Raw genomic sequence first — 18,291 nt, 5'->3', positions numbered from 1 at the left:
ATGAAAGTAGCTTTTATTTACCCCGGGCAAGGTGCCCAATATGCTGGAATGGGCAAAGAAATATACCAAAAATACCAAGAGGCAAGAGAAATTTTTGAAAGAGCAGATGAAGCTTTAGGGTTTAGCATATCTGAACTTTGTTTTGAGGGACCAGAAGAAGAACTTATGAAAACAGAAAATACCCAGCCGGCCATTTTAACGGTTTCTGTTGCTTTAACAAAGGTTTTGCAAAAGAGAGGAATAAAGGCTGAGGTTACTGCAGGATTGAGCTTAGGAGAGTATTCCTCTTTAGTATTGGCTGAAGCTTTAGATTTTGAAGATGCGGTTCGTTTAGTGAAAAACAGAGGAAAGTATATGCAGGAAGTAGTACCCCAAGGAGTGGGTACTATGGCAGCAATACTGGGACTTGAAAATGAAGTAGTAGAAGAGATTTGCCGTACTGTATCACAAGTTGGAATAGTAGAACCTGCTAATTACAACTGTCCTGGACAATTAGTTATATCTGGAGAAGTAAAAGCTGTGGAAAAAGCTGTCGAGCTAGCCAAAGAAAAAGGTGCAAAAAGAGCAGTAGTATTAGCAGTCAGCGCACCTTTCCACTGCAGCATGTTAAAAAAAGCAGGAGAACTCCTAGAGAGGGACTTAGAAAAAATAGAAATAAAAGATTTAAAAATTCCAGTAGTATCAAATGTAACAGCTGATTATGCGTCTAAAGACCAAGTGAAGGACCTGCTCATAAAACAGGTGAGTCATCCTGTGCTATGGGAACAATCTGTAAAAAGAATGATTGAAGATGGTGTAGATACTTTTGTTGAGATAGGACCAGGAAAAACTCTTACAGGTTTTGTTAAAAAGATTGACAAAACCAAAAATGCTTATAATTTTGAAGATGAGGAGTCCCTTTTAAAGACTCTCTCTGCTTTGGGGGTATAAGTATGGAAACTGAAAGAAAAACTGCTTTTATAACAGGTGGGTCAAGAGGAATAGGACGTGCTATTGCTTTACGCTTGGCAAAGGATGGATTTAATATTGTCGTCAACTATTCGAAAAGTGATAAAAGTGCTGAAGAGGTTGTAAAAGAAGCAAAAGAGTATGGAGTAGAGGCAATGGCTGTCAAATGTGACGTCTCTAAATACGATGAGGTTGAAAAAGCGATAGATAAAATTGTAGAAGAATTTGGTAGTATAGATGTTGTAGTAAATAATGCGGGAATTACAAAGGACAATTTAATTTTGAAGATGGATGAAAGCGAGTGGGACCAAGTAATAGATGTAAATTTAAAAGGTACATTTAATGTAATAAAATTTGCATCAAAGTATATGATAAAAAAGAGAAAAGGGAAAATAATAAATATTACATCAGTTGTGGGAATAATGGGAAATGCAGGTCAAGCTAACTATGCTGCTTCTAAAGCAGGAGTGATAGGACTTACTAAATCTGTTGCAAAAGAGTTAGCAAATCGGGGAATAACAGTAAATGCTGTAGCTCCCGGCTTCATTGAAACGGATATGACAAGTGTGTTAAAAGATGAAATAAAAGAAAATATGTTAAAGAGTATTCCTTTGAAAAGAGCTGGAAAACCGGAGGATGTAGCTGAATTAGTTGCTTTTTTGGCGAGTCCCGCTTCAGATTACATTACCGGGCAAGTAATAAATGTTGACGGAGGAATGGTTATGTAATATTATCATAATGTATAATTTTTGAGAGGAGGTGAAGAAGGTATGATTTTTGAAAAAGTAAGGGACATAATAGCCGAACAACTCGGCATTGATCCAGAGGAAATAACGATGGAGTCATCTTTTATAGATGATTTAGGAGCAGACTCTTTGGACATAGTAGAGCTCATAATGGCTCTGGAAGAAGAGTTTGATATTGAAATTCCTGATGAAGATGCTGAAAAGATTAAAACAGTAGGTGATGTAGTAGAATACTTAAGCAATCTTGAATAATTGAGGTCCGCGTTGCGGGACTTTATGCAATATAAAATTTTACTCTATTTTGGAGGTTTTAACTCATGAACAGAGTAGTTGTAACAGGAGTAGGAGTCATTACACCTTTAGGTAATACTGTAGAAAAATTTTGGAATTCTTTAATAAATGGTGAGTCTGGAATAGACACTGTTACCAAATTTGACGTGTCGGAGTTTCCTACTAAGGTAGCAGCAGAAGTAAAAGATTTTGAACCCACTTTATACATAGATAAAAAAGAAGCAAGAAGAATGGATAGGTTCATCCAGTTTGCTGTTGCCAGCGCGAAGTTGGCGTTAGAGGATTCACAAATTGACCTTTCTAAAGTTGATTTAAACAGGTTTGGTGTTATTTACGGTACAGGCATAGGAGGAATTGAAACTTTTGAAAATCAGATGAAAATTATGTATGAAAAAGGTCCCGGAAAAGTAAGTCCCTTCTTCATACCTATGATGATAGCAAATATGGCAGCAGGTCAAATTGCAATAACTTTTGGGCTAAAAGGGATAAACGAGACTATAGTAAATGCCTGTGCTTCCAGTACTAATGCTATAGGAGAAGCTTTTAAAGCTATTCAAAGGGGAGATGCAGAACTTATAGTCACAGGTGGTACTGAAGCAGCTATAACTCCCATGTCTTTTGCAGGCTTTTGTGCAATGAAAGCTATGTCCACAAATGAGGACCCTAAAAAAGCCTCCCGTCCTTTTGATTTGAATAGAGATGGTTTTGTAATGGGAGAAGGGTCTGCAAGCTTAATTTTAGAATCTTTAGAACATGCGCAAAAAAGAGGAGCTAAAATTTATGCAGAGATAATAGGTTATGGTGCTACAGATGATGCTTACCACATAACTGCTCCTGCGCCAGAAGGAGAAGGAGCTGCTCGTGCAATGGAAGCAGCTTTAAAGGACGGAAAAGTAAGTTTTGACATGATAGATTATATCAATGCTCATGGAACTTCCACTGAATATAACGACAAATTTGAAACAATGGCTATAAAGAAAGTCTTTAAAGACCATGCGTATAAACTCTATGTAAGCTCTATCAAGTCTATGCTAGGCCATTTGTTAGGAGCAGCAGGGGCTGTTGAAGCTGTTGCTACTGTTTTGACTATAAAAAATGGCATTATACCTCCTACTATTAATTACGAAACTCCTGATCCAGAGTGCGATTTGAATTATGTGCCTAACGAGGCTATAGAAAAAGAAGTAAATTATGCGATTTCTAATTCCTTAGGCTTTGGAGGACATAATGGGACATTACTTTTTAAAAAATTTTAAAAGAGGTATGGAAGTGAAAAGAGAAAATTTGTCTGAATTAGAAAAGAGAATAAACTATAGTTTTAAAGATAAAAATTTGCTTATAGAGGCTTTAACTCACAGTTCATGGGCTCACGAAGGTAAAAATAGCAAGATTAGCAATGAAAGATTGGAGTTTTTAGGAGATTCTGTCCTAAGCCTTGTAATAAGCGAGTATTTGTACAAGAATAGAAAAGATTTAGAAGAAGGTTCTCTTTCTAAATATAGAGCTGAAATAGTTTGTGAGCCCTCCCTTGCCAGGTGTGCAAGAGAAATAGAATTAGGCAACTTTTTGCGCATTGGCAAAGGAGAAGAACTGACTGGAGGAAGAGAAAGAGATTCTATTCTTGCAGATGCTATGGAAGCGATACTGGCTGCTGTATATCTGGATGGAGGATTAGAAGTCGTTCGCAATGTAATTTTAGAATTGTTCAAAAATATCATTGAAGAAGTTTTGGAAGGGCTTATTTATCGCGACTATAAAACAAAACTGCAAGAAGTTGTTCAAAGCATGGAAATAGGGAAAATTATCTATGAGCTAATAGAGGAAATGGGTCCTGACCATAATAAAACTTTTGTAACTCAAGTGCGGATTGGTGATGTAATATTAGGAAAGGGTTATGGTAAAAGTAAAAAAGAAGCTGAGCAAGCTGCGGCTATGGAAGCATTGATTAAATTGGGGATATTAAAATGAAAAAAAGATGTATATAATACCACTTTTTATACCCCATTTAGGTTGTCCTTTTAAGTGTGTTTTTTGCAATCAAAATTCAATAACAGGCCAACAGCAGGAGATAACAGAAGAATATGTAAGACAAACTATAGAAACCCATTTAAAAACTCTTCCAAGGGATGCAGAAATAGAGGTATCTTTTTTTGGTGGCAGTTTTACGGGAATACCACAGGATATGCAAAATCTCTACTTGGGAATTGCGAAAGAATATTTGGACAATGGCAAAATAGATGCTATTCGTTTGTCTACTCGTCCTGATTATATAGACACCGAGATTTTACAAAATCTTAAGAGATACAAAGTTTCAATAATAGAACTTGGAGTACAGTCAATGGATGAAGAAGTGCTTTTAAAAAGTAGAAGAGGTCATACAAGTGAGGATGTCGTAAAAGCTGTGAATCTAATTCGGCAATATGACTTTAAATTAGGATTGCAAATAATGATAGGACTACCTGGAGATAACTTAGAGAAATCTTTAAATACCGCTTATAAGATTGTGGAGTTGAAACCTGATTTTGTGAGGATTTATCCTACTTTGGTGATTAAAAATACTTATCTTGAAAGAATGTATAAAGAAGGAAGATTCTTTCCTCTAACCTTGCAAGAGGCTGTTGAAATTTCAAAGAAAATGTATATAATTTTTATTAAGAATAATATTGATGTCATTCGGATTGGACTTCAAACGACAGAAAATATTAATTACAATAAAGATGTAGTAGCAGGTCCTTTTCATCCTGCGATGGGACAATTAGTTGAGTCAAGTGTTATTCTTGACATTCTCATAAGGGTATTTGAGGATAAAAATATAAGGAACACAAAGGTTACAATTTTTTCTAATGAAAAGCGGATTTCCACAATTATAGGGCAAAAAAATTCAACAAGTTGTTTTTAGAAAAAAATACAACGTAAAGACGGAATTTAAAATATTGAATAGTCTGACTAATGACAAAATAGTTGTTTGTACTGATAAAAAGATCATGCGTATTTCTATAACCGATTTTATAAAAAATAATTTTTAAAAAAATTTTATAAAAAAGAAGGAAATATTGGTTTTTTATCGAATATATAATATATATCAAATGTATTCATTTTCACAATAATGTATGAAGGAGGTTATTTTACAGTGGAGGTTCTAAAAGTATCAGCTAAATCTAAACCTAAGTCTGTAGCAGGTGCATTAGCAGCCGTCTTAAGAGAAAAATCTTCAGCAGAAATTCAGGCGGTTGGGGCAGGTGCAGTAAATCAAGCGGTTAAGGCTATTGCAATAGCAAGGGGGTTTGTGGCGCCAAATGGCATAGACTTAATTGCGATTCCTGCCTTTTCAGAGATTGAGATAGACGGCGAAATGAGGACAGCGATAAAATTTATTGTAGAACCAAGATAATCTAAACCTGCTTTTTTGCAGGTTTTATTTTTATATAGAGGTGATTTTGATGGAAGGCTTCGTTAAAATTTTAGTGTTAGAAAATGAAATAGAAGCTAAACTGTTAGAAGGCATTTTAAAAGAAAAGGGGATACCACATTTTATAAGAAGTTATCATGATACGGCTTATGATGGATTGTTTCAAACGGTAACAGGATGGGGGAGATATTAGCACCTTCTTCTTATAAGGAAGAAATAGAGGAGATTGTAGAAGAAATACGAAGAGTACGTGGAGAACTGTAGTAGGTGAGACTAATAAAGCTGACATTTTGCACAAGAGAAGTGACTTGACAGAGCAGAAGCTAAACTTAGCGAGACTGAGAGACGAAGGCGGGGCCGGAGGCAAGGACGCCGGAGGCTGGCCCCTGAGGCAAGGAGGCCGAATGGGCCAGGAACCCCGCCGGAGTCCGAAGTCGAGCGTTAGTTTAGCCTGCTCTGTTACCGGAGCGAGCTGTGCAAAATGTCAGCTAAATAAATTGCCAATCTATCCTTGACACGTATAATACTGAAAAAATACTGAAAAATAAAGGATGAAATTTAAATGTAGATGTGGTAAAATGGAAGGTGCATAAGGAGTGGTGGTATGTACCTTAAGAAACTTGAACTTCAAGGCTTTAAGTCTTTTGCAGACAAAGTAACTCTTAATTTTGAAAAAGGTGTAACAGCAATTGTAGGTCCAAATGGAAGTGGCAAAAGTAATATTTCTGACGCTATTAGATTAGTTCTGGGAGAACAAAGTATCAAAAGTTTAAGAGGTTCTAAGTTAGAGGATGTAATTTTTGCAGGTAGCGAGAATAGAAAACCTTTAGGTTTTTGTGAAATAAATCTCACCCTTGATAATTCCGATGGTTATCTTCCTTTTGATTATACAGAAGTAGTTATTACCAGAAAAATTTTTAGATCTGGCGAAAGTGAGTTTTTTATAAATAAAACTCCTTGCCGTCTTAAGGACATATACGAGCTTTTTTAGATACAGGAGTAGGAAAAGAAGGCTATTCAATAATAGGACAAGGGAGAATAGACGAGATCCTATCTGCAAGACCAGAAGATAGAAGACAAATTTTTGAGGAAGCAATAGGTATTTCAAAGTACAGATATAAAAAAGAAGAAGCAGAAAGGAAACTCACAGCAGCTAATGATAATCTACTTCGTTTAAACGATATAGTTGTAGAATTAGAGAAGCAGCTTACTACTTTGGAAACGCAAAAAAGCAAGGCAGAAGAGTTTTTAAAACTCCACAAGGAAAAAAGGAAAGCAGATATAAGTTTATATATTCAATTAGCAAAGAGGTCTATGAATCAGTACGATGCTTTAAAAGGAAAATATGAGAACTTAAAAAATCAATTAGATGTAAAAAATACATAAAATCAATCAAGAGGAGAATTTGTTATATAAAGAAAAAGAAATTCATGACTTAAAACAGCAATTGGGCAGTAAAAAAGAGGAATATCACAATAATTTAAGAGAGATAGAGATAGTCTCAGGAAAAAGGGAATTAATAATAGAGAAGCTTAGAAATTTGGAAGAAACCACAGAGCTTTACAGAGAGGAGTTAGAAAAAGCTGCAAAACGGGAAAGAGTTTTAAAGGAAGAACTTAAAAGGATAGAGTCTAATGTAGCCCTTTTACATGCAAACAAGGAAGAATTGGAAGAAAAGTTAAGACAATTTCAAGAAGAATATGTAAGTTTGCAAAAGAAACAAAAGAATGAGATAGAAGAAGTTGAAAAAGCTAAGGAAGATATAATTGAAATTTTAAATAGCATAGCAGACGTGAAAGGAAAATTGTCTTTGAACAATTCTCTAAAGGAAGAGGCAATAAGTAGGCAGCAAAATTTAAAAAAGCATATAGAGGAAATTCAAAATCGAATAGAAATTTTGGATAAAGAAAAAAATAAAATTGTTGAAGAATTACAAATTTTACAAAAAGAACTGGATAAAAAGAATCAGCAAAGGATTACTAAACAGCAAGCTTTACAAAAAATTGATAATGAGCTGATTTTGAGAGAAGATACTTTAAAAGTTATTAAAGAAGAAATTGAAAGAAAAAGGTCACGACTTTCTATTTTAGAGGAGATGGATAAAAATTACGAAGGCTATAGTGGAACTGTGCGGAACTTGTTAAAACTCTCTGAAAATATTCCTTCTTTTAAGGAAAATATAATAGGAGTAGTGGGGGAACTTTTAGAGGTTGAAAATACTTATAGCACAGCAATTGAGGTAGCATTAGGCTCAAGTATACAGAATATAGTTATAAAATCTTCTGAGGGAGTAGCGGAAATAATTGAAAGGTTAAAACAAAAAGATTTAGGAAGAGCTACTTTTTTGCCTCTTGATTTAATCCGTGGGAGGGGTCTTTCTCAACAGGAAAGCAATATTTTGACTGAGAAAGGCGTAATTGGAGTTGCTTCTAAGCTAATAAAGTATAACGATAATTTAGAAGAAATTTTTAATTTTTTGTTAGGCCGTGTTATTATAGTAGATACCATTGAAAATGCAGTGAGGTTATCTAAAAAATATAATCAAGCTTATAAAATTGTAACATTAGAAGGAGAAGTTATAAATCCAGGGGGTGCAATAACCGGTGGCAGTTTAAAACCTAAACTTCAAAGCATCTTTAAAAGAAAAGAAGAGATAACTAAACTGAAAAAAGATATTGATAGTTTAAAAAATCAACAAGAAATATTGGGGGAAGAAATTGGGCAAAAAATAAATGATAAAATTCATGAAGAGGAGCAAATAGAATTATTGAACAAAGAAATTTTTGATATTAGCTACAATATAACTTCTAATGAGCAAAGGAGGATTTCATTAGAAAAAGAAATAGGAAATTTATTAAATCAACTAGAAAATTATACTTTAGAAATTGATGAATTAAAGGAAAATGTTAGAAATTATCAACAAGAAATTGACCGGTTTTTAAAAGAGTTAGAAAGCTTAGAAAAAGAAAAAGAACGATTGGATGCTTTGATCAATGGCTTTAAAGAAAAAAACAATAAAGGAGAGGAAAATTTAGCAATTTTAGATAAAGAAATCACTGCTTTGAAGATTGAAATCGCTAAAATCGAACAAAAGCTCCAGAATGAACTTCATAACTTAAAAGATAAACGGCAAGAATTTGATAGAGAAAAAAACAATATAGTAGAGAAGGAAAAGAATATTAAAGAAATAGAAAGCTTAAAGGTCAATTTGAGTTTAGATAGGGAAAAGTTGCAAGGAGAAATATATAAATTACAACAAGAAGTAAAAAAATTCAAAAAGATATTTCTTCTTTAGAAGATAATATTTTCCAAGAAGAAGAGGATTTACAAAAGCGTAAAGAAAAATTTTCGATTTTACAACAAGAATTTACTAATATTAATGAAGAATTTCATAAGGTAGAAATGGAAATGCAAAGATTCCAGATAGAGATTGACAATATCAAAAATAGGCTTTGGGAAGAATATGAATTGACCTTAGACAGAGCTTTTGAAGAAGCTGAAGAAGGCGAGATTTCAAAATTAAGACAAAGAGCAGATCATTTGGCAAAGGCTATAAAAGGATTAGGTAATGTGAATATAGATGCTATTGAAGAATATAAAGAGGTAAAGGAAAGGTATGATTTTTTAAAATCTCAGATGGAAGATATTATAAAGGCAAAGGAATCTTTGATTTCTGTAATCGAAGAAGCAAATAAAATTATCAAAACAAAATTTAAAGATGGTTTTGAAATCCTACAGATTCAATTTAAGGAGACGTTTAGGCGACTTTTTGGAGGGGGTAATGCAGAGTTAATACTTACTGATGAAGACAATCTTTTAGAAACAGGTATAGAAATTAAAGCACAGCCCCCAGGAAAGAAATTGCAAACCCTTTCTCTTCTTTCAGGAGGAGAAAAGGCATTAGTTGCTATTTCCCTTTTATTTGCAATGCTAATTATAAAACCTACTCCTTTTTGTATATTGGATGAGATAGATGCAGCATTAGATGATGCAAATGTGGAGAGATTTGCTGAGTTTCTGAAAGAATTGTCAAGAGATACTCAGTTTATAGTTGTAAGCCACAGAAAAGGGACAATGATGGTGGCAGATGCGATATACGGTGTAACAATGCAAGAAAAAGGAGTTTCCAAATTGTTATCCCTTAAACTAAATACTGACGACAAAATAGGAGGCTTGGTAAAACATGCTTAATTTTTTTGACAAATCTAAAAAAGAATCCGAAACTGCTGAAAAAAGGTTTTTTTCAAAAGATTAAAGAAGGACTTTTAAAAACAAGAGAAAATTTGACTTCTAAAATAGATAGTATTGTTACAATAGGTAGAAAAATTGACGAAGAACTTTTGGAAGAATTAGAAGAGATTTTAATTTTAGCTGATATAGGTATTAGTACTACTTCTAAGATTATAGAAGGAATACGTCAAAAGGCAAAAGAAAGAAAGATTTATGATGCGTCTCAAATAAAAGAACTTTTAGCTGAAGAAGTTTATGAAATTTTGCAAAAGGATGTAGAACCTTTTACCTTGACTTCTCCTATGGTGATATTGAACGTTGGGGTAAATGGAGTAGGAAAGACTACTACAATTGGAAAATTAGCTTATTTGTACAAAAAAGAAGGCAAAAAAGTTATGCTAGCAGCAGGTGATACTTTTAGAGCTGCAGCTATTGACCAGTTAGAAATATGGGCAGAGAGAGTTAACTGTCCAATTATCAAGCACCAAGAAGGCTCAGATCCAGCTTCTGTTATTTTTGATGGCATTCAAGCCTCAAAAGCAAGGGGAATAGATATACTTATTTGTGATACTGCAGGTAGACTGCATAATAAAAAGAATCTGATGGAGGAATTGAGGAAAATACGCAAAGTTATAGATAGGGAATATCCTGAAGCGAGAGTAGAAACCTTTTTAGTTTTAGATGCTACAACTGGTCAAAATGCTCTTCAACAGGCGAAAATATTTAAAGAAGTTTCTGATATAACCGGTATTGTACTTACCAAATTAGATGGAACGGCAAAAGGTGGAATTGTGGTAGCTATAAAATCAGAATTAAATGTACCTATAAGATATATAGGAATTGGGGAAGGAATAGAGGATTTGCAAGCTTTTGATGCAAAATCTTTCGTTTCTGCTATTTTTCAGTAAATTAAATCGTAAAAAAATGAAAAAACACAGCTTGACAAAAAGCAGCCCTTCATATAAAATCTTAATGTAAAGGTTAGGACCTTAACGGGTGGGATTTTTGTGGATGATGATTTTTTATTTATGACTCTTTTGTATGATTTTTATGGTGCTTTGCTTACAGATAAGCAAAGAGAAATTTTTGAGATGTATTATTTAAATGATTATTCTCTTGGAGAAATTTCCGAACTTTTGGATATCTCGCGGCAAGGGGTTTATGATACCTTAAAAAGAGCAGAAAGCTCGTTAGAGTTTTTTGAGGAAAAATTAGGATTGGTAAAAAGACATCAAGAAATAATGAATAAACTGGATAAGATAAAAAAGGGCATTGAAATAATACGGGAAAGAGAAAGAGACCCAGAAATTTTAAAAATTATTGAGGAGATAGCTCGTGAAATAGAGGAGCTAAATCCGTAGGAGGTAAATTTTAATGGCTTTTGAAAGCCTATCTGAAAGGCTGCAGGAAATCTTTAAAAAGTTAAGAGGAAAAGGAAAACTCACAGAAAAAGATATAAAAGAAGCTATGAGGGAAGTAAAAGTTGCCCTCTTAGAAGCGGATGTCAACTTTAAGGTAGTAAAAGACTTTATAAACTCTGTTACAGAAAAAGCTTTAGGGCAAGAAGTGATGGAAAGCCTGACCCCGGGGCAACAGGTGATAAAGATAGTCAATGATGAGCTTATAGCCCTTATGGGGTCTACTCAAAGCCGGTTAAATATAGGGAATAAAGTTCCTGCAGTTATAATGATGGTTGGACTTCAAGGTTCTGGAAAGACTACTGCTTGTGGGAAATTGGCAAACTTGTTAAAGAAGCAGGGAAAAAATCCCCTACTAGTAGCCTGTGACGTCGTCAGACCGGCTGCCATAAAGCAGTTACAGGTTGTGGGAGCTAATGTAAATGTACCAGTTTTTACAATGGGGGACAAAGTAAACCCTGTTGATATTGCAAAAGCTTCTATTGATTATGCAAGGTCTCATAACTCTGACGTAATTATCATAGATACTGCGGGTAGGCTTCACATAGATGAAGAATTAATGGAGGAACTTGTAAATATAAAAAAAGCAGTACAACCAGATGAAATTTTGTTAGTAGTAGATGCGATGACAGGTCAAGACGCAGTGAATGTAGCGTCTTCCTTTAATGAAAGGTTAGATATAACAGGAGTTATATTGACAAAATTGGATGGAGATACGAGGGGTGGAGCAGCTCTTTCTATTAAGGCTGTTACACAAAAACCCATAAAATATGTGGGTACAGGCGAAAAGTTGACAGATTTAGAGCCTTTTTATCCTGATAGAATGGCCTCTCGTATTTTGGGAATGGGAGATGTTTTGACTTTAATTGAAAAGGCCCAAGCAGCAATTGATGAGAAAAAGGCACAAGAGTTAGGTCAAAAGCTTTTAACAAAACAGTTTACATTGGAAGATTTCTTGGAACAATTGCAGAGTCTTAAAAATATGGGGCCTTTAGACCAACTTCTCAGTATGATCCCTGGAATGAACAAAAACATGCTTAAAAATGTAGACATTTCTGAAAAAGACTTAAAGAGGATAGAAGCCATTATTCAATCTATGACTAAAGAAGAAAGGCAAAACCCTTCTATTATAAATGGCAGTAGAAAGAAAAGAATAGCCAAAGGCAGCGGTACCACCATCCAACAGGTAAATAGCCTCTTAAAACAGTTTGAAGAAACTAAAAAGATGATGAAGAAATTTGCTGATATTGACAAAGACCTAAAGAAAGGTAAAATGAGGCTGCCTTTCTTTAGATGATATCGGAAGGTGGGCAACTTTTGAAGGAGGTGAGAAAGTGGCAGTCAGAATAAGATTAAAAAGGTTTGGGGCTAAGAAAAGACCTTTTTACAGGATAGTAGTAGCAGATTCAAGGTCACCAAGAGATGGAAGGTTTATTGATGAGATAGGATATTACAATCCTATAGCCCAGCCTGCTGAAATAAAAATAGATGTTGAAAAGGCTAAAAAGTGGCTTAGTGTTGGTGCCCAACCTTCAGATACTGTAAAGTCACTGTTTAAAAAAGAAGGTATAATTGGCAATAGTGCATCTCAATAATCCTCTCTTGTGAGGAGGTGTAATAATGGGAGAATTGGTTAAAACTATAGCCAAAGCGTTAGTTGACAATCCTGATGCTGTAGAAGTCAATGAAATAGAGGGACAGCAATCTGTTATCATAGAGCTTAAAGTTGCTCCCGAAGATATGGGAAAGGTAATTGGGAAACAGGGAAGGATTGCTCAAGCAATTCGCACATTGGTTAAAGCTGCTGCCTTAAAAGAAAAGAAACGTGTGATTGTTGAGATAATCTAGGTGGTGGTATGGCTGATTATTATAATGTAGGAAAAGTTACTTCTGCCCATGGCATTAAGGGCGAAGTTAAAGTATATCCTCTTACCAATGTTCCCGAAAGGTTTTATGACCTTGAGTATGTATGGATTTTTGATGACCAACAAAGGCCCCACAAATATGACATTGAATATGTCAAGATTATATCTAAAGGAGTTTGTGTAAAATTAAAAGGAATTGATACTAGAGGAGATGCAGAAAAATTAAAAGGGGCCTTTTTAAAAGTTGACTCTCAAAATGCTTTGGAGTTAGAAGAAAATGAATATTTCATCAAAGATTTAGTGGGGATGAAGGTGTATACAGAAGAAGGAAGTTTTCTGGGTACATTGGTAGAGGTACTTAAGACAGGTGCAAATGATGTGTATGTAATAAAAACTGAGGAGAGGGAAATACTAATTCCTGCTATAAAAGAAGTGGTCAAAAAAGTTGATGTTGACAATAAAGTAATGGTGGTCCACCTTCTGGAGGGGCTATGATGATTTTTGACGTTTTAACCCTATTTCCTGAAATGTTTGATAGTGTTTTATCCTATAGTATATTGAAAAGGGCTATTGAAAAAGGAAAAATAAAAGTTAATTTGATAAATATAAGAGATTTTTCAAAGGATAAACACAAAAGAGTAGATGATTATCCTTATGGAGGCGGGCCAGGAATGGTGATGATGCCTCAGCCTCTCTTTGATGCAATTGAATTTGTAAAAAGTCAAGGAAATATCCCTGTATATTACCTTGGTCCTAAAGGTAAAATTTTTAATCAGGAAATGGCGGTTAAGATGTCTAAATTAGAAAGAATAGCCCTTTTGTGTGGACACTATGAAGGAATAGATGAAAGAGTCTATTCTGTTATTGATGAAGAAATTTCTTTAGGAGATTTTATATTGACAGGCGGAGAGATAGCCGCCATGGCTATCATTGACGCTGTAACAAGACTTATTGAAGGAGTACTTTCACACCCTCAAAGCGCTATAGAAGAATCCTTTGCTAATAATTTATTGGAATATCCACAGTATACAAGGCCAGAAGTTTTTAGAGGTATGAAGGTGCCAGAAATTTTACTAAGTGGTAATCATGCCGAAATAGCTAAATGGCGAAGGCAAAAGTCTTTAGAGATAACTCTTTTAAAACGGCCTGATTTGCTTAAAAAGGCTGTTTTGACTGAAGAAGATAAAAAGTTTTTAAGAGAAAAAGGATTTGACATTTAGAAGGTGGAAGGAGGGAAAAATAATGGACTTAATAAAAGCAGTTGAAAGTCAGCAGATGAGAAAAGACTTAACTCCTTTTAATGTAGGAGATACTATAAGGGTACATTATAAGGTTATTGAAGGAGATAGGGAAAGAATTCAGCCTTTTGAAGGGATAGTAATTAAAAAGAGTGGATCAGGTTTAAGAGAGACTTTCACTGTAAGACGTGTATCTTATGGCGTTGGAGTTGAAAGGACTTTTCCACTTCACTCTCCAAGAATTGAAAAGATAGAGGTTATAAGGAGAGGTAAAGTCAGAAGAGCAAAATTGTATTATTTGAGAAAGAGAGTAGGAAAAGCTGCTACAAAGATAAAGGAATTAATGTAAAAAGGGGTTAAAACCCCTTTTTTAAATATGTGGAGGAATTAGACATGATACAGTGGTATCCTGGACATATGGCAAAATCTAAAAAGGAGATAGTTTCTAACCTTAAGTTAGTAGATGTAGTATACGAAATAGTAGATGCGAGAATACCTAAAAGCAGTAGAAACCCAGATATTGATGATATTGTAAAAAATAAAAAAAGGATCATTCTTCTCAATAAAGCTGATTTGGCTGATGATGTAATTACGGATTTATGGATAGAATATTTTAAAGAAAAGGGAATAGAAGCGGTAAAAGTTAATTCAATTACAGGATTTGGCCTTAAAGAGATAAATGAAGCAACTCAGAGAGTTTGTCAAGATATTTTGGATAAAAAAAAGCAAAAAGGAATGATTCCAAGGCTGAGAGGAATGATTGTAGGTGTTCCAAATGTCGGTAAATCTACTTTTATTAATAAATTAATTGGCAGTAAAAGGGCAAAGACTGGCGATAAGCCGGGGGTTACAAGGGCTTTGCATTGGATAAAAACTCCTTATTTCGACCTTTTGGACACTCCTGGCATACTCTGGCCAAAATTTGACGATAAAAAAGTAGGAATTATGTTAGCAATTACTGGAGCTATAAAAGATGAAATATTAGACATAGAAGAAATAGCATTAAACTTAGTAGCAATCTTAAAAAAGTATTATCCTAATTATTTGATGTCCCGCTATAAAATTGATAAAATAGTAGATGAAGATTTTGAACTTTTAAAAGAAATAGGTAGAAAAAGAGGTTGTTTAATTGCAGGTGGAGAAGTAGATACATTAAAAACTTCTCATATTTTGCTGGAGGATTTTCGCAAGGGAAAACTGGGGAAGATTTCTCTGGAAAGACCATAAGGGGGATTTTTATGCTTTCTAAAGTAAAAAGTATGGCAGTCTTAGGGATAAATGCCTATGTGGTAGAGGTGGAGGTAGATTTATCTACAGGAATTCCTTCTTTTGATATTGTGGGCTTGGGCGATACAGAAGTTAAGGAAGCAAGAGACAGAGTAAGGTCTGCTATCAAAAACAGTGGCTTTGAATTTCCCCTCAAAAAAATTACTGTAAATTTAGCACCAGCGGATACTAAAAAAGAAGGTACTGCTTTTGATTTGCCTTTGGCAATAGGAATTTTAAAATGCACAGAGGAGATAAAAGAGGAAAAGGAAGATATAGCCTTTGTAGGTGAACTTTCTTTGGACGGAAGCCTAAGAGGCGTAAATGGTATACTGCCAATGGTAATCGGGGCAAAGGAAAAAGGTATATCCTCTATTGTTGTTCCTTATGAAAATGCTTATGAAGCGGCAGTTGTTGAGGGGATAAAAGTATATCCTATGAAAAATTTAAAAGAAGTGGTTGAATTTTTAAATGGAGATAGGGAAATAGAATCTTTTACTTTAGATATTAATAGTTTTTTTGATAATGTAGAATACGACGTAGATTTTGCTGAAGTAAAAGGACAAGAAAATGCAAAAAGGGTACTTGAGATTGCCGCTGCCGGAGGCCACAATGTGCTAATGATTGGCCCTCCTGGAGCGGGTAAAACTATGTTGGCAAGGCGTTTTCCTACTATTCTTCCTCAGTTAAGTTTTGAAGAGGCTTTAGAAGTTACCAAGATATACAGTATAGCAGGATTGCTTCCAAAAGGTACACCTCTTATCACTACTCGACCTTTTAGAGCTCCTCATCATACTATCTCTACAGTTGCTTTAGTTGGGGGAGGAAAATATCCTAAGCCTGGGGAAGTATCCCTTGCCCACTATGGAGTGTTATTTTTAGATGAGATTCCTGAATTTAAAAAAGATGCAATAGAAGTTTTAAGGCAGCCGTTAGAAGATGAAGTGGTTACAATTACTCGTGTAAATGGTAGCTTTAGTTATCCAAGTAAATTTATTTTAATTTTAGCTATGAATCCTTGACCGTGCGTGTAACATCACTGAAATTATATTTCACTTTAATTACCGCAAATGGACGATTCTTTTCATCAAACCTTGTATCAACAACAATCTCTTTTACAAGGGTCCGAACAATTTCCCTGCGTATTTCAAAAAAAGGATTGCTTTCTAATTTAGATCTCAAATTTTCCAGCAATTCTTCAACTGTATTAAAGCTGTTAAATAGATTCTCTTCTGCAGCAATTTGATCTTCTACTTCTTTTAGTCTATTTTCTAAAGCCTTCATTTCATTTTCTATTTTTTGGAACTGCCTTTCAACATCATCTGCAGTAATAACTTTCCTGCGGTAAAGATCTAAAATGCTTTCCCTTTCAAGTTGCTTTTCTTTTAGTGTCTTAAGTAGGATTTGCTTTTCAGACTTTAGTTCTTCTTTTTGCTCTTTTTTTGTTTCTATTGTTCTGGACAATTCTTTAATTGCTTCGCCTGGATTTTTTATGAAGTTTACGCATTCTCCCCATACAATATCTTCAATCCATTCAGCCGGTACGTTTTTGGAAGGACATTTACCCTGTAAAGGTCCCCTATATGCGACCTTCCCTCCACAGACATAATAAGCCCTTAATTTATTTTTAGAGCCTTTATAGGACTGTCCTTGATACGTAAGTCCACATAAGCCACATTTAATTAATCCTCGTAAAAGATACGGTCTTTTTGCATTTTTTAGTGCCTCTATTTGATTCTCTTTTAATTTCTGCTGTGCTTTTTCCCAAATTTCTTCTGAAACTATGGCAGGTACTTCTCTCGGAATGAGTTCGCGATTCTTCTTGGTACGTTTCCCGTAATAATGTATTCCTTTGTAGGTTGTATTTACAACCATGTTTCTTATTCTTCCTGGGGTCCAAACTCCTGAAGTGTTGACTTTTCTTTTTCCACGAGTTACCTGGCGGCCATCTTTAACATAAGCTGTTGGCACACCGAGAGCATTTAAATAATCTGCTACTTTAATTGTGGAATAACCTTGTTCTGCAATAAGATAATAAATAAGCCTAATTACGTCTGCTTCACTCATGTTTAGTTCGGGTAGTAAATTATCACTTATTTCTAAGTATCCTTCTTCGTTAACACGGTATCCGTATGGAACGATTCCACCAAGCCATTTCCCTGCACGGGCAGCCCTATTAGCTCCATACTGCATTCTTTCCAGTATTGTCTCCCTTTCCAAATCTGCAACCCCGGCTAAGACAGTCAGTAAAAAGCGCCCATTAGGATCACTTGTATCAAATGGTTCAGTCATACTTTTGACTTTTATTCCATTTTGTTCTAGTTCGTGTACAGCATTTAAAATTATCCTTGCAGAACGGCCAAGTCTATCCAGTCGGTAAACAAGCACCACATCAAATTTTTTGTTTCGTGCGTCTTCTAATAATCTCTTACCCTCTGGACGTTCTTCCAGTGGAAGAATACCTGTAACTCCATCGTCTTTATACCATTCTACAATATTTATTTGATGCAGATCACAATACTTAACAGCAAATTCTACTTGATTTTCTATTGTCCCCCTTTCTGCCTGCTCTTCACTACTTACACGTGCATAAACAGCTGCTCGCATTCTTAAACCCCTCCTTATTATTTTTTTTTAGCATTTAATAAAAACTTGTCATTACTCCAAATATGATTATAATAAATCAAAGAACAAATGGGGTAGGGGAGTTATATGAAACAAAACAAAAAACTAATTTATATGCCACAGTATGAACCTGATATAAAACAAATGGTTACTGCACTTCAAATACTGTTTGAATATGAACCTAATAATAAAAAGGAAAGAGAATTTATACTTAGCCCAAAATTCATAGAATTAATTAAAAAATCTAATCCTTGA

General features: G+C 34.7%; 16 protein-coding genes and 5 pseudogenes. 20 read left to right on the top strand and 1 reads right to left on the bottom strand.

Features of this window, described 5'->3' with window-relative positions; all coding sequences use genetic code 11:
• From fabD to OEI98_RS08275, 19 genes and pseudogenes are all read left to right on the top strand, one after another.
• Positions 1-930, top strand: a complete 930-nt coding sequence (fabD, locus tag OEI98_RS08380) for an ACP S-malonyltransferase (RefSeq protein WP_004396169.1) — start codon at positions 1-3, stop codon at positions 928-930.
• Positions 931-932: 2 nt separating this feature from the next.
• Positions 933-1,676, top strand: a complete 744-nt coding sequence (fabG, locus tag OEI98_RS08375; RefSeq protein WP_003869196.1) for a 3-oxoacyl-[acyl-carrier-protein] reductase — start codon at positions 933-935, stop codon at positions 1,674-1,676.
• 42 nt (positions 1,677-1,718) lie between these two features.
• On the top strand, positions 1,719-1,946 hold the full coding sequence (gene acpP / locus OEI98_RS08370) for an acyl carrier protein (protein ID WP_003866668.1): 228 nt from the start codon (positions 1,719-1,721) through the stop codon (positions 1,944-1,946).
• Positions 1,947-2,011: 65 nt separating this feature from the next.
• Entirely contained in the window at positions 2,012-3,241 is a 1,230-nt protein-coding gene (gene fabF, locus OEI98_RS08365; RefSeq protein ID WP_004396170.1) for a beta-ketoacyl-ACP synthase II, read from the top strand.
• Entirely contained in the window at positions 3,213-3,953 is a 741-nt protein-coding gene (gene rnc, locus OEI98_RS08360) for a ribonuclease III (RefSeq protein WP_003869194.1), read from the top strand. Before fabF ends, rnc begins: the two co-directional genes overlap by 29 nt.
• Before the next feature lie 7 nt (positions 3,954-3,960).
• A pseudogene (locus OEI98_RS08355) lies at positions 3,961-5,011 on the top strand (elongator complex protein 3).
• 104 nt (positions 5,012-5,115) lie between these two features.
• Entirely contained in the window at positions 5,116-5,376 is a 261-nt protein-coding gene (locus OEI98_RS08350; RefSeq protein WP_003869192.1) for a stage V sporulation protein S, read from the top strand.
• 49 nt (positions 5,377-5,425) lie between these two features.
• Positions 5,426-5,658, top strand: a pseudogene (locus OEI98_RS08345) (hypothetical protein).
• Between the two features lie 340 nt (positions 5,659-5,998).
• Positions 5,999-9,585, top strand: a pseudogene (smc, locus tag OEI98_RS15310) (chromosome segregation protein SMC).
• Positions 9,578-10,532 (top strand): annotated as a pseudogene (gene ftsY, locus OEI98_RS08320) (signal recognition particle-docking protein FtsY). The pseudogenes smc and ftsY overlap by 8 nt, the downstream one beginning before the upstream one ends.
• Before the next feature lie 99 nt (positions 10,533-10,631).
• The gene (locus OEI98_RS08315) at positions 10,632-10,985 is read left to right on the top strand and encodes a putative DNA-binding protein (RefSeq protein WP_004396175.1); all 354 of its coding nucleotides are present in this window, start codon (positions 10,632-10,634) and stop codon (positions 10,983-10,985) included.
• Between the two features lie 13 nt (positions 10,986-10,998).
• Positions 10,999-12,339: a signal recognition particle protein gene (ffh, locus tag OEI98_RS08310; protein WP_003869187.1), complete on the top strand. Its 1,341-nt coding sequence runs from the start codon at positions 10,999-11,001 to the stop codon at positions 12,337-12,339.
• A gap of 37 nt (positions 12,340-12,376) precedes the next feature.
• Complete coding sequence (gene rpsP / locus OEI98_RS08305) at positions 12,377-12,637, top strand: 30S ribosomal protein S16 (RefSeq protein ID WP_003866679.1); 261 nt, start codon at positions 12,377-12,379, stop codon at positions 12,635-12,637.
• Between the two features lie 25 nt (positions 12,638-12,662).
• Positions 12,663-12,890 carry a KH domain-containing protein gene (locus tag OEI98_RS08300; RefSeq protein ID WP_003866680.1) on the top strand — a complete coding sequence of 76 codons (228 nt, stop codon included), beginning with the start codon at positions 12,663-12,665 and terminating at the stop codon, positions 12,888-12,890.
• A gap of 8 nt (positions 12,891-12,898) precedes the next feature.
• Positions 12,899-13,402 carry a ribosome maturation factor RimM gene (gene rimM / locus OEI98_RS08295; protein ID WP_003866681.1) on the top strand — a complete coding sequence of 168 codons (504 nt, stop codon included), beginning with the start codon at positions 12,899-12,901 and terminating at the stop codon, positions 13,400-13,402.
• The gene (trmD, locus tag OEI98_RS08290; protein WP_003869186.1) at positions 13,402-14,127 is read left to right on the top strand and encodes a tRNA (guanosine(37)-N1)-methyltransferase TrmD; all 726 of its coding nucleotides are present in this window, start codon (positions 13,402-13,404) and stop codon (positions 14,125-14,127) included. The genes rimM and trmD overlap by 1 nt, the downstream gene beginning before the upstream one ends.
• Positions 14,128-14,149: 22 nt before the next feature.
• Positions 14,150-14,494: a 50S ribosomal protein L19 gene (gene rplS, locus OEI98_RS08285; RefSeq protein WP_003866683.1), complete on the top strand. Its 345-nt coding sequence runs from the start codon at positions 14,150-14,152 to the stop codon at positions 14,492-14,494.
• Positions 14,495-14,538: 44 nt separating this feature from the next.
• Positions 14,539-15,372 carry a ribosome biogenesis GTPase YlqF gene (gene ylqF / locus OEI98_RS08280; protein ID WP_003869185.1) on the top strand — a complete coding sequence of 278 codons (834 nt, stop codon included), beginning with the start codon at positions 14,539-14,541 and terminating at the stop codon, positions 15,370-15,372.
• 11 nt (positions 15,373-15,383) lie between these two features.
• Positions 15,384-16,430 (top strand): annotated as a pseudogene (locus tag OEI98_RS08275) (YifB family Mg chelatase-like AAA ATPase); the annotation flags it as partial.
• On the opposite strand, the gene OEI98_RS08270 reads toward OEI98_RS08275, so the two are convergent.
• Positions 16,420-18,018 carry a recombinase family protein gene (locus OEI98_RS08270; RefSeq protein WP_266037069.1) on the bottom strand — a complete coding sequence of 533 codons (1,599 nt, stop codon included), beginning with the start codon at positions 18,016-18,018 and terminating at the stop codon, positions 16,420-16,422. The pseudogene OEI98_RS08275 and the gene OEI98_RS08270 sit on opposite strands and share 11 nt — an antisense overlap.
• 132 nt (positions 18,019-18,150) lie before the next feature.
• Between OEI98_RS08270 and OEI98_RS08265 the strand changes: the two genes are divergently transcribed.
• Positions 18,151-18,291, top strand: a complete 141-nt coding sequence (locus tag OEI98_RS08265) for a hypothetical protein (RefSeq protein ID WP_266037067.1) — start codon at positions 18,151-18,153, stop codon at positions 18,289-18,291.

It is taken from the genome of Thermoanaerobacter sp. RKWS2, from assembly GCF_026240795.1.
In the GTDB taxonomy this organism is placed as follows: Bacteria; Bacillota; Thermoanaerobacteria; order Thermoanaerobacterales; family Thermoanaerobacteraceae; genus Thermoanaerobacter; species Thermoanaerobacter ethanolicus.
The sequence above is the reverse complement of the archived record's forward strand: the minus strand, read 5'-3'. Positions and strand labels throughout refer to the sequence as shown.

Coding starts and splice junctions, on each gene's coding strand:
- ylqF (WP_003869185.1), top strand. CDS start 14,539: ATGATACAGTGGTATCCTGGACATATGGCAAAATCTAAAAAGGAGATA.
- OEI98_RS08300 (WP_003866680.1), top strand. CDS start 12,663: ATGGGAGAATTGGTTAAAACTATAGCCAAAGCGTTAGTTGACAATCCT.
- OEI98_RS08270 (WP_266037069.1), bottom strand. CDS start 18,018: ATGCGAGCAGCTGTTTATGCACGTGTAAGTAGTGAAGAGCAGGCAGAA.
- ffh (WP_003869187.1), top strand. CDS start 10,999: ATGGCTTTTGAAAGCCTATCTGAAAGGCTGCAGGAAATCTTTAAAAAG.
- rplS (WP_003866683.1), top strand. CDS start 14,150: ATGGACTTAATAAAAGCAGTTGAAAGTCAGCAGATGAGAAAAGACTTA.
- acpP (WP_003866668.1), top strand. CDS start 1,719: ATGATTTTTGAAAAAGTAAGGGACATAATAGCCGAACAACTCGGCATT.
- rimM (WP_003866681.1), top strand. CDS start 12,899: ATGGCTGATTATTATAATGTAGGAAAAGTTACTTCTGCCCATGGCATT.
- fabF (WP_004396170.1), top strand. CDS start 2,012: ATGAACAGAGTAGTTGTAACAGGAGTAGGAGTCATTACACCTTTAGGT.
- OEI98_RS08265 (WP_266037067.1), top strand. CDS start 18,151: ATGCCACAGTATGAACCTGATATAAAACAAATGGTTACTGCACTTCAA.
- fabD (WP_004396169.1), top strand. CDS start 1: ATGAAAGTAGCTTTTATTTACCCCGGGCAAGGTGCCCAATATGCTGGA.
- rnc (WP_003869194.1), top strand. CDS start 3,213: ATGGGACATTACTTTTTAAAAAATTTTAAAAGAGGTATGGAAGTGAAA.
- fabG (WP_003869196.1), top strand. CDS start 933: ATGGAAACTGAAAGAAAAACTGCTTTTATAACAGGTGGGTCAAGAGGA.
- trmD (WP_003869186.1), top strand. CDS start 13,402: ATGATTTTTGACGTTTTAACCCTATTTCCTGAAATGTTTGATAGTGTT.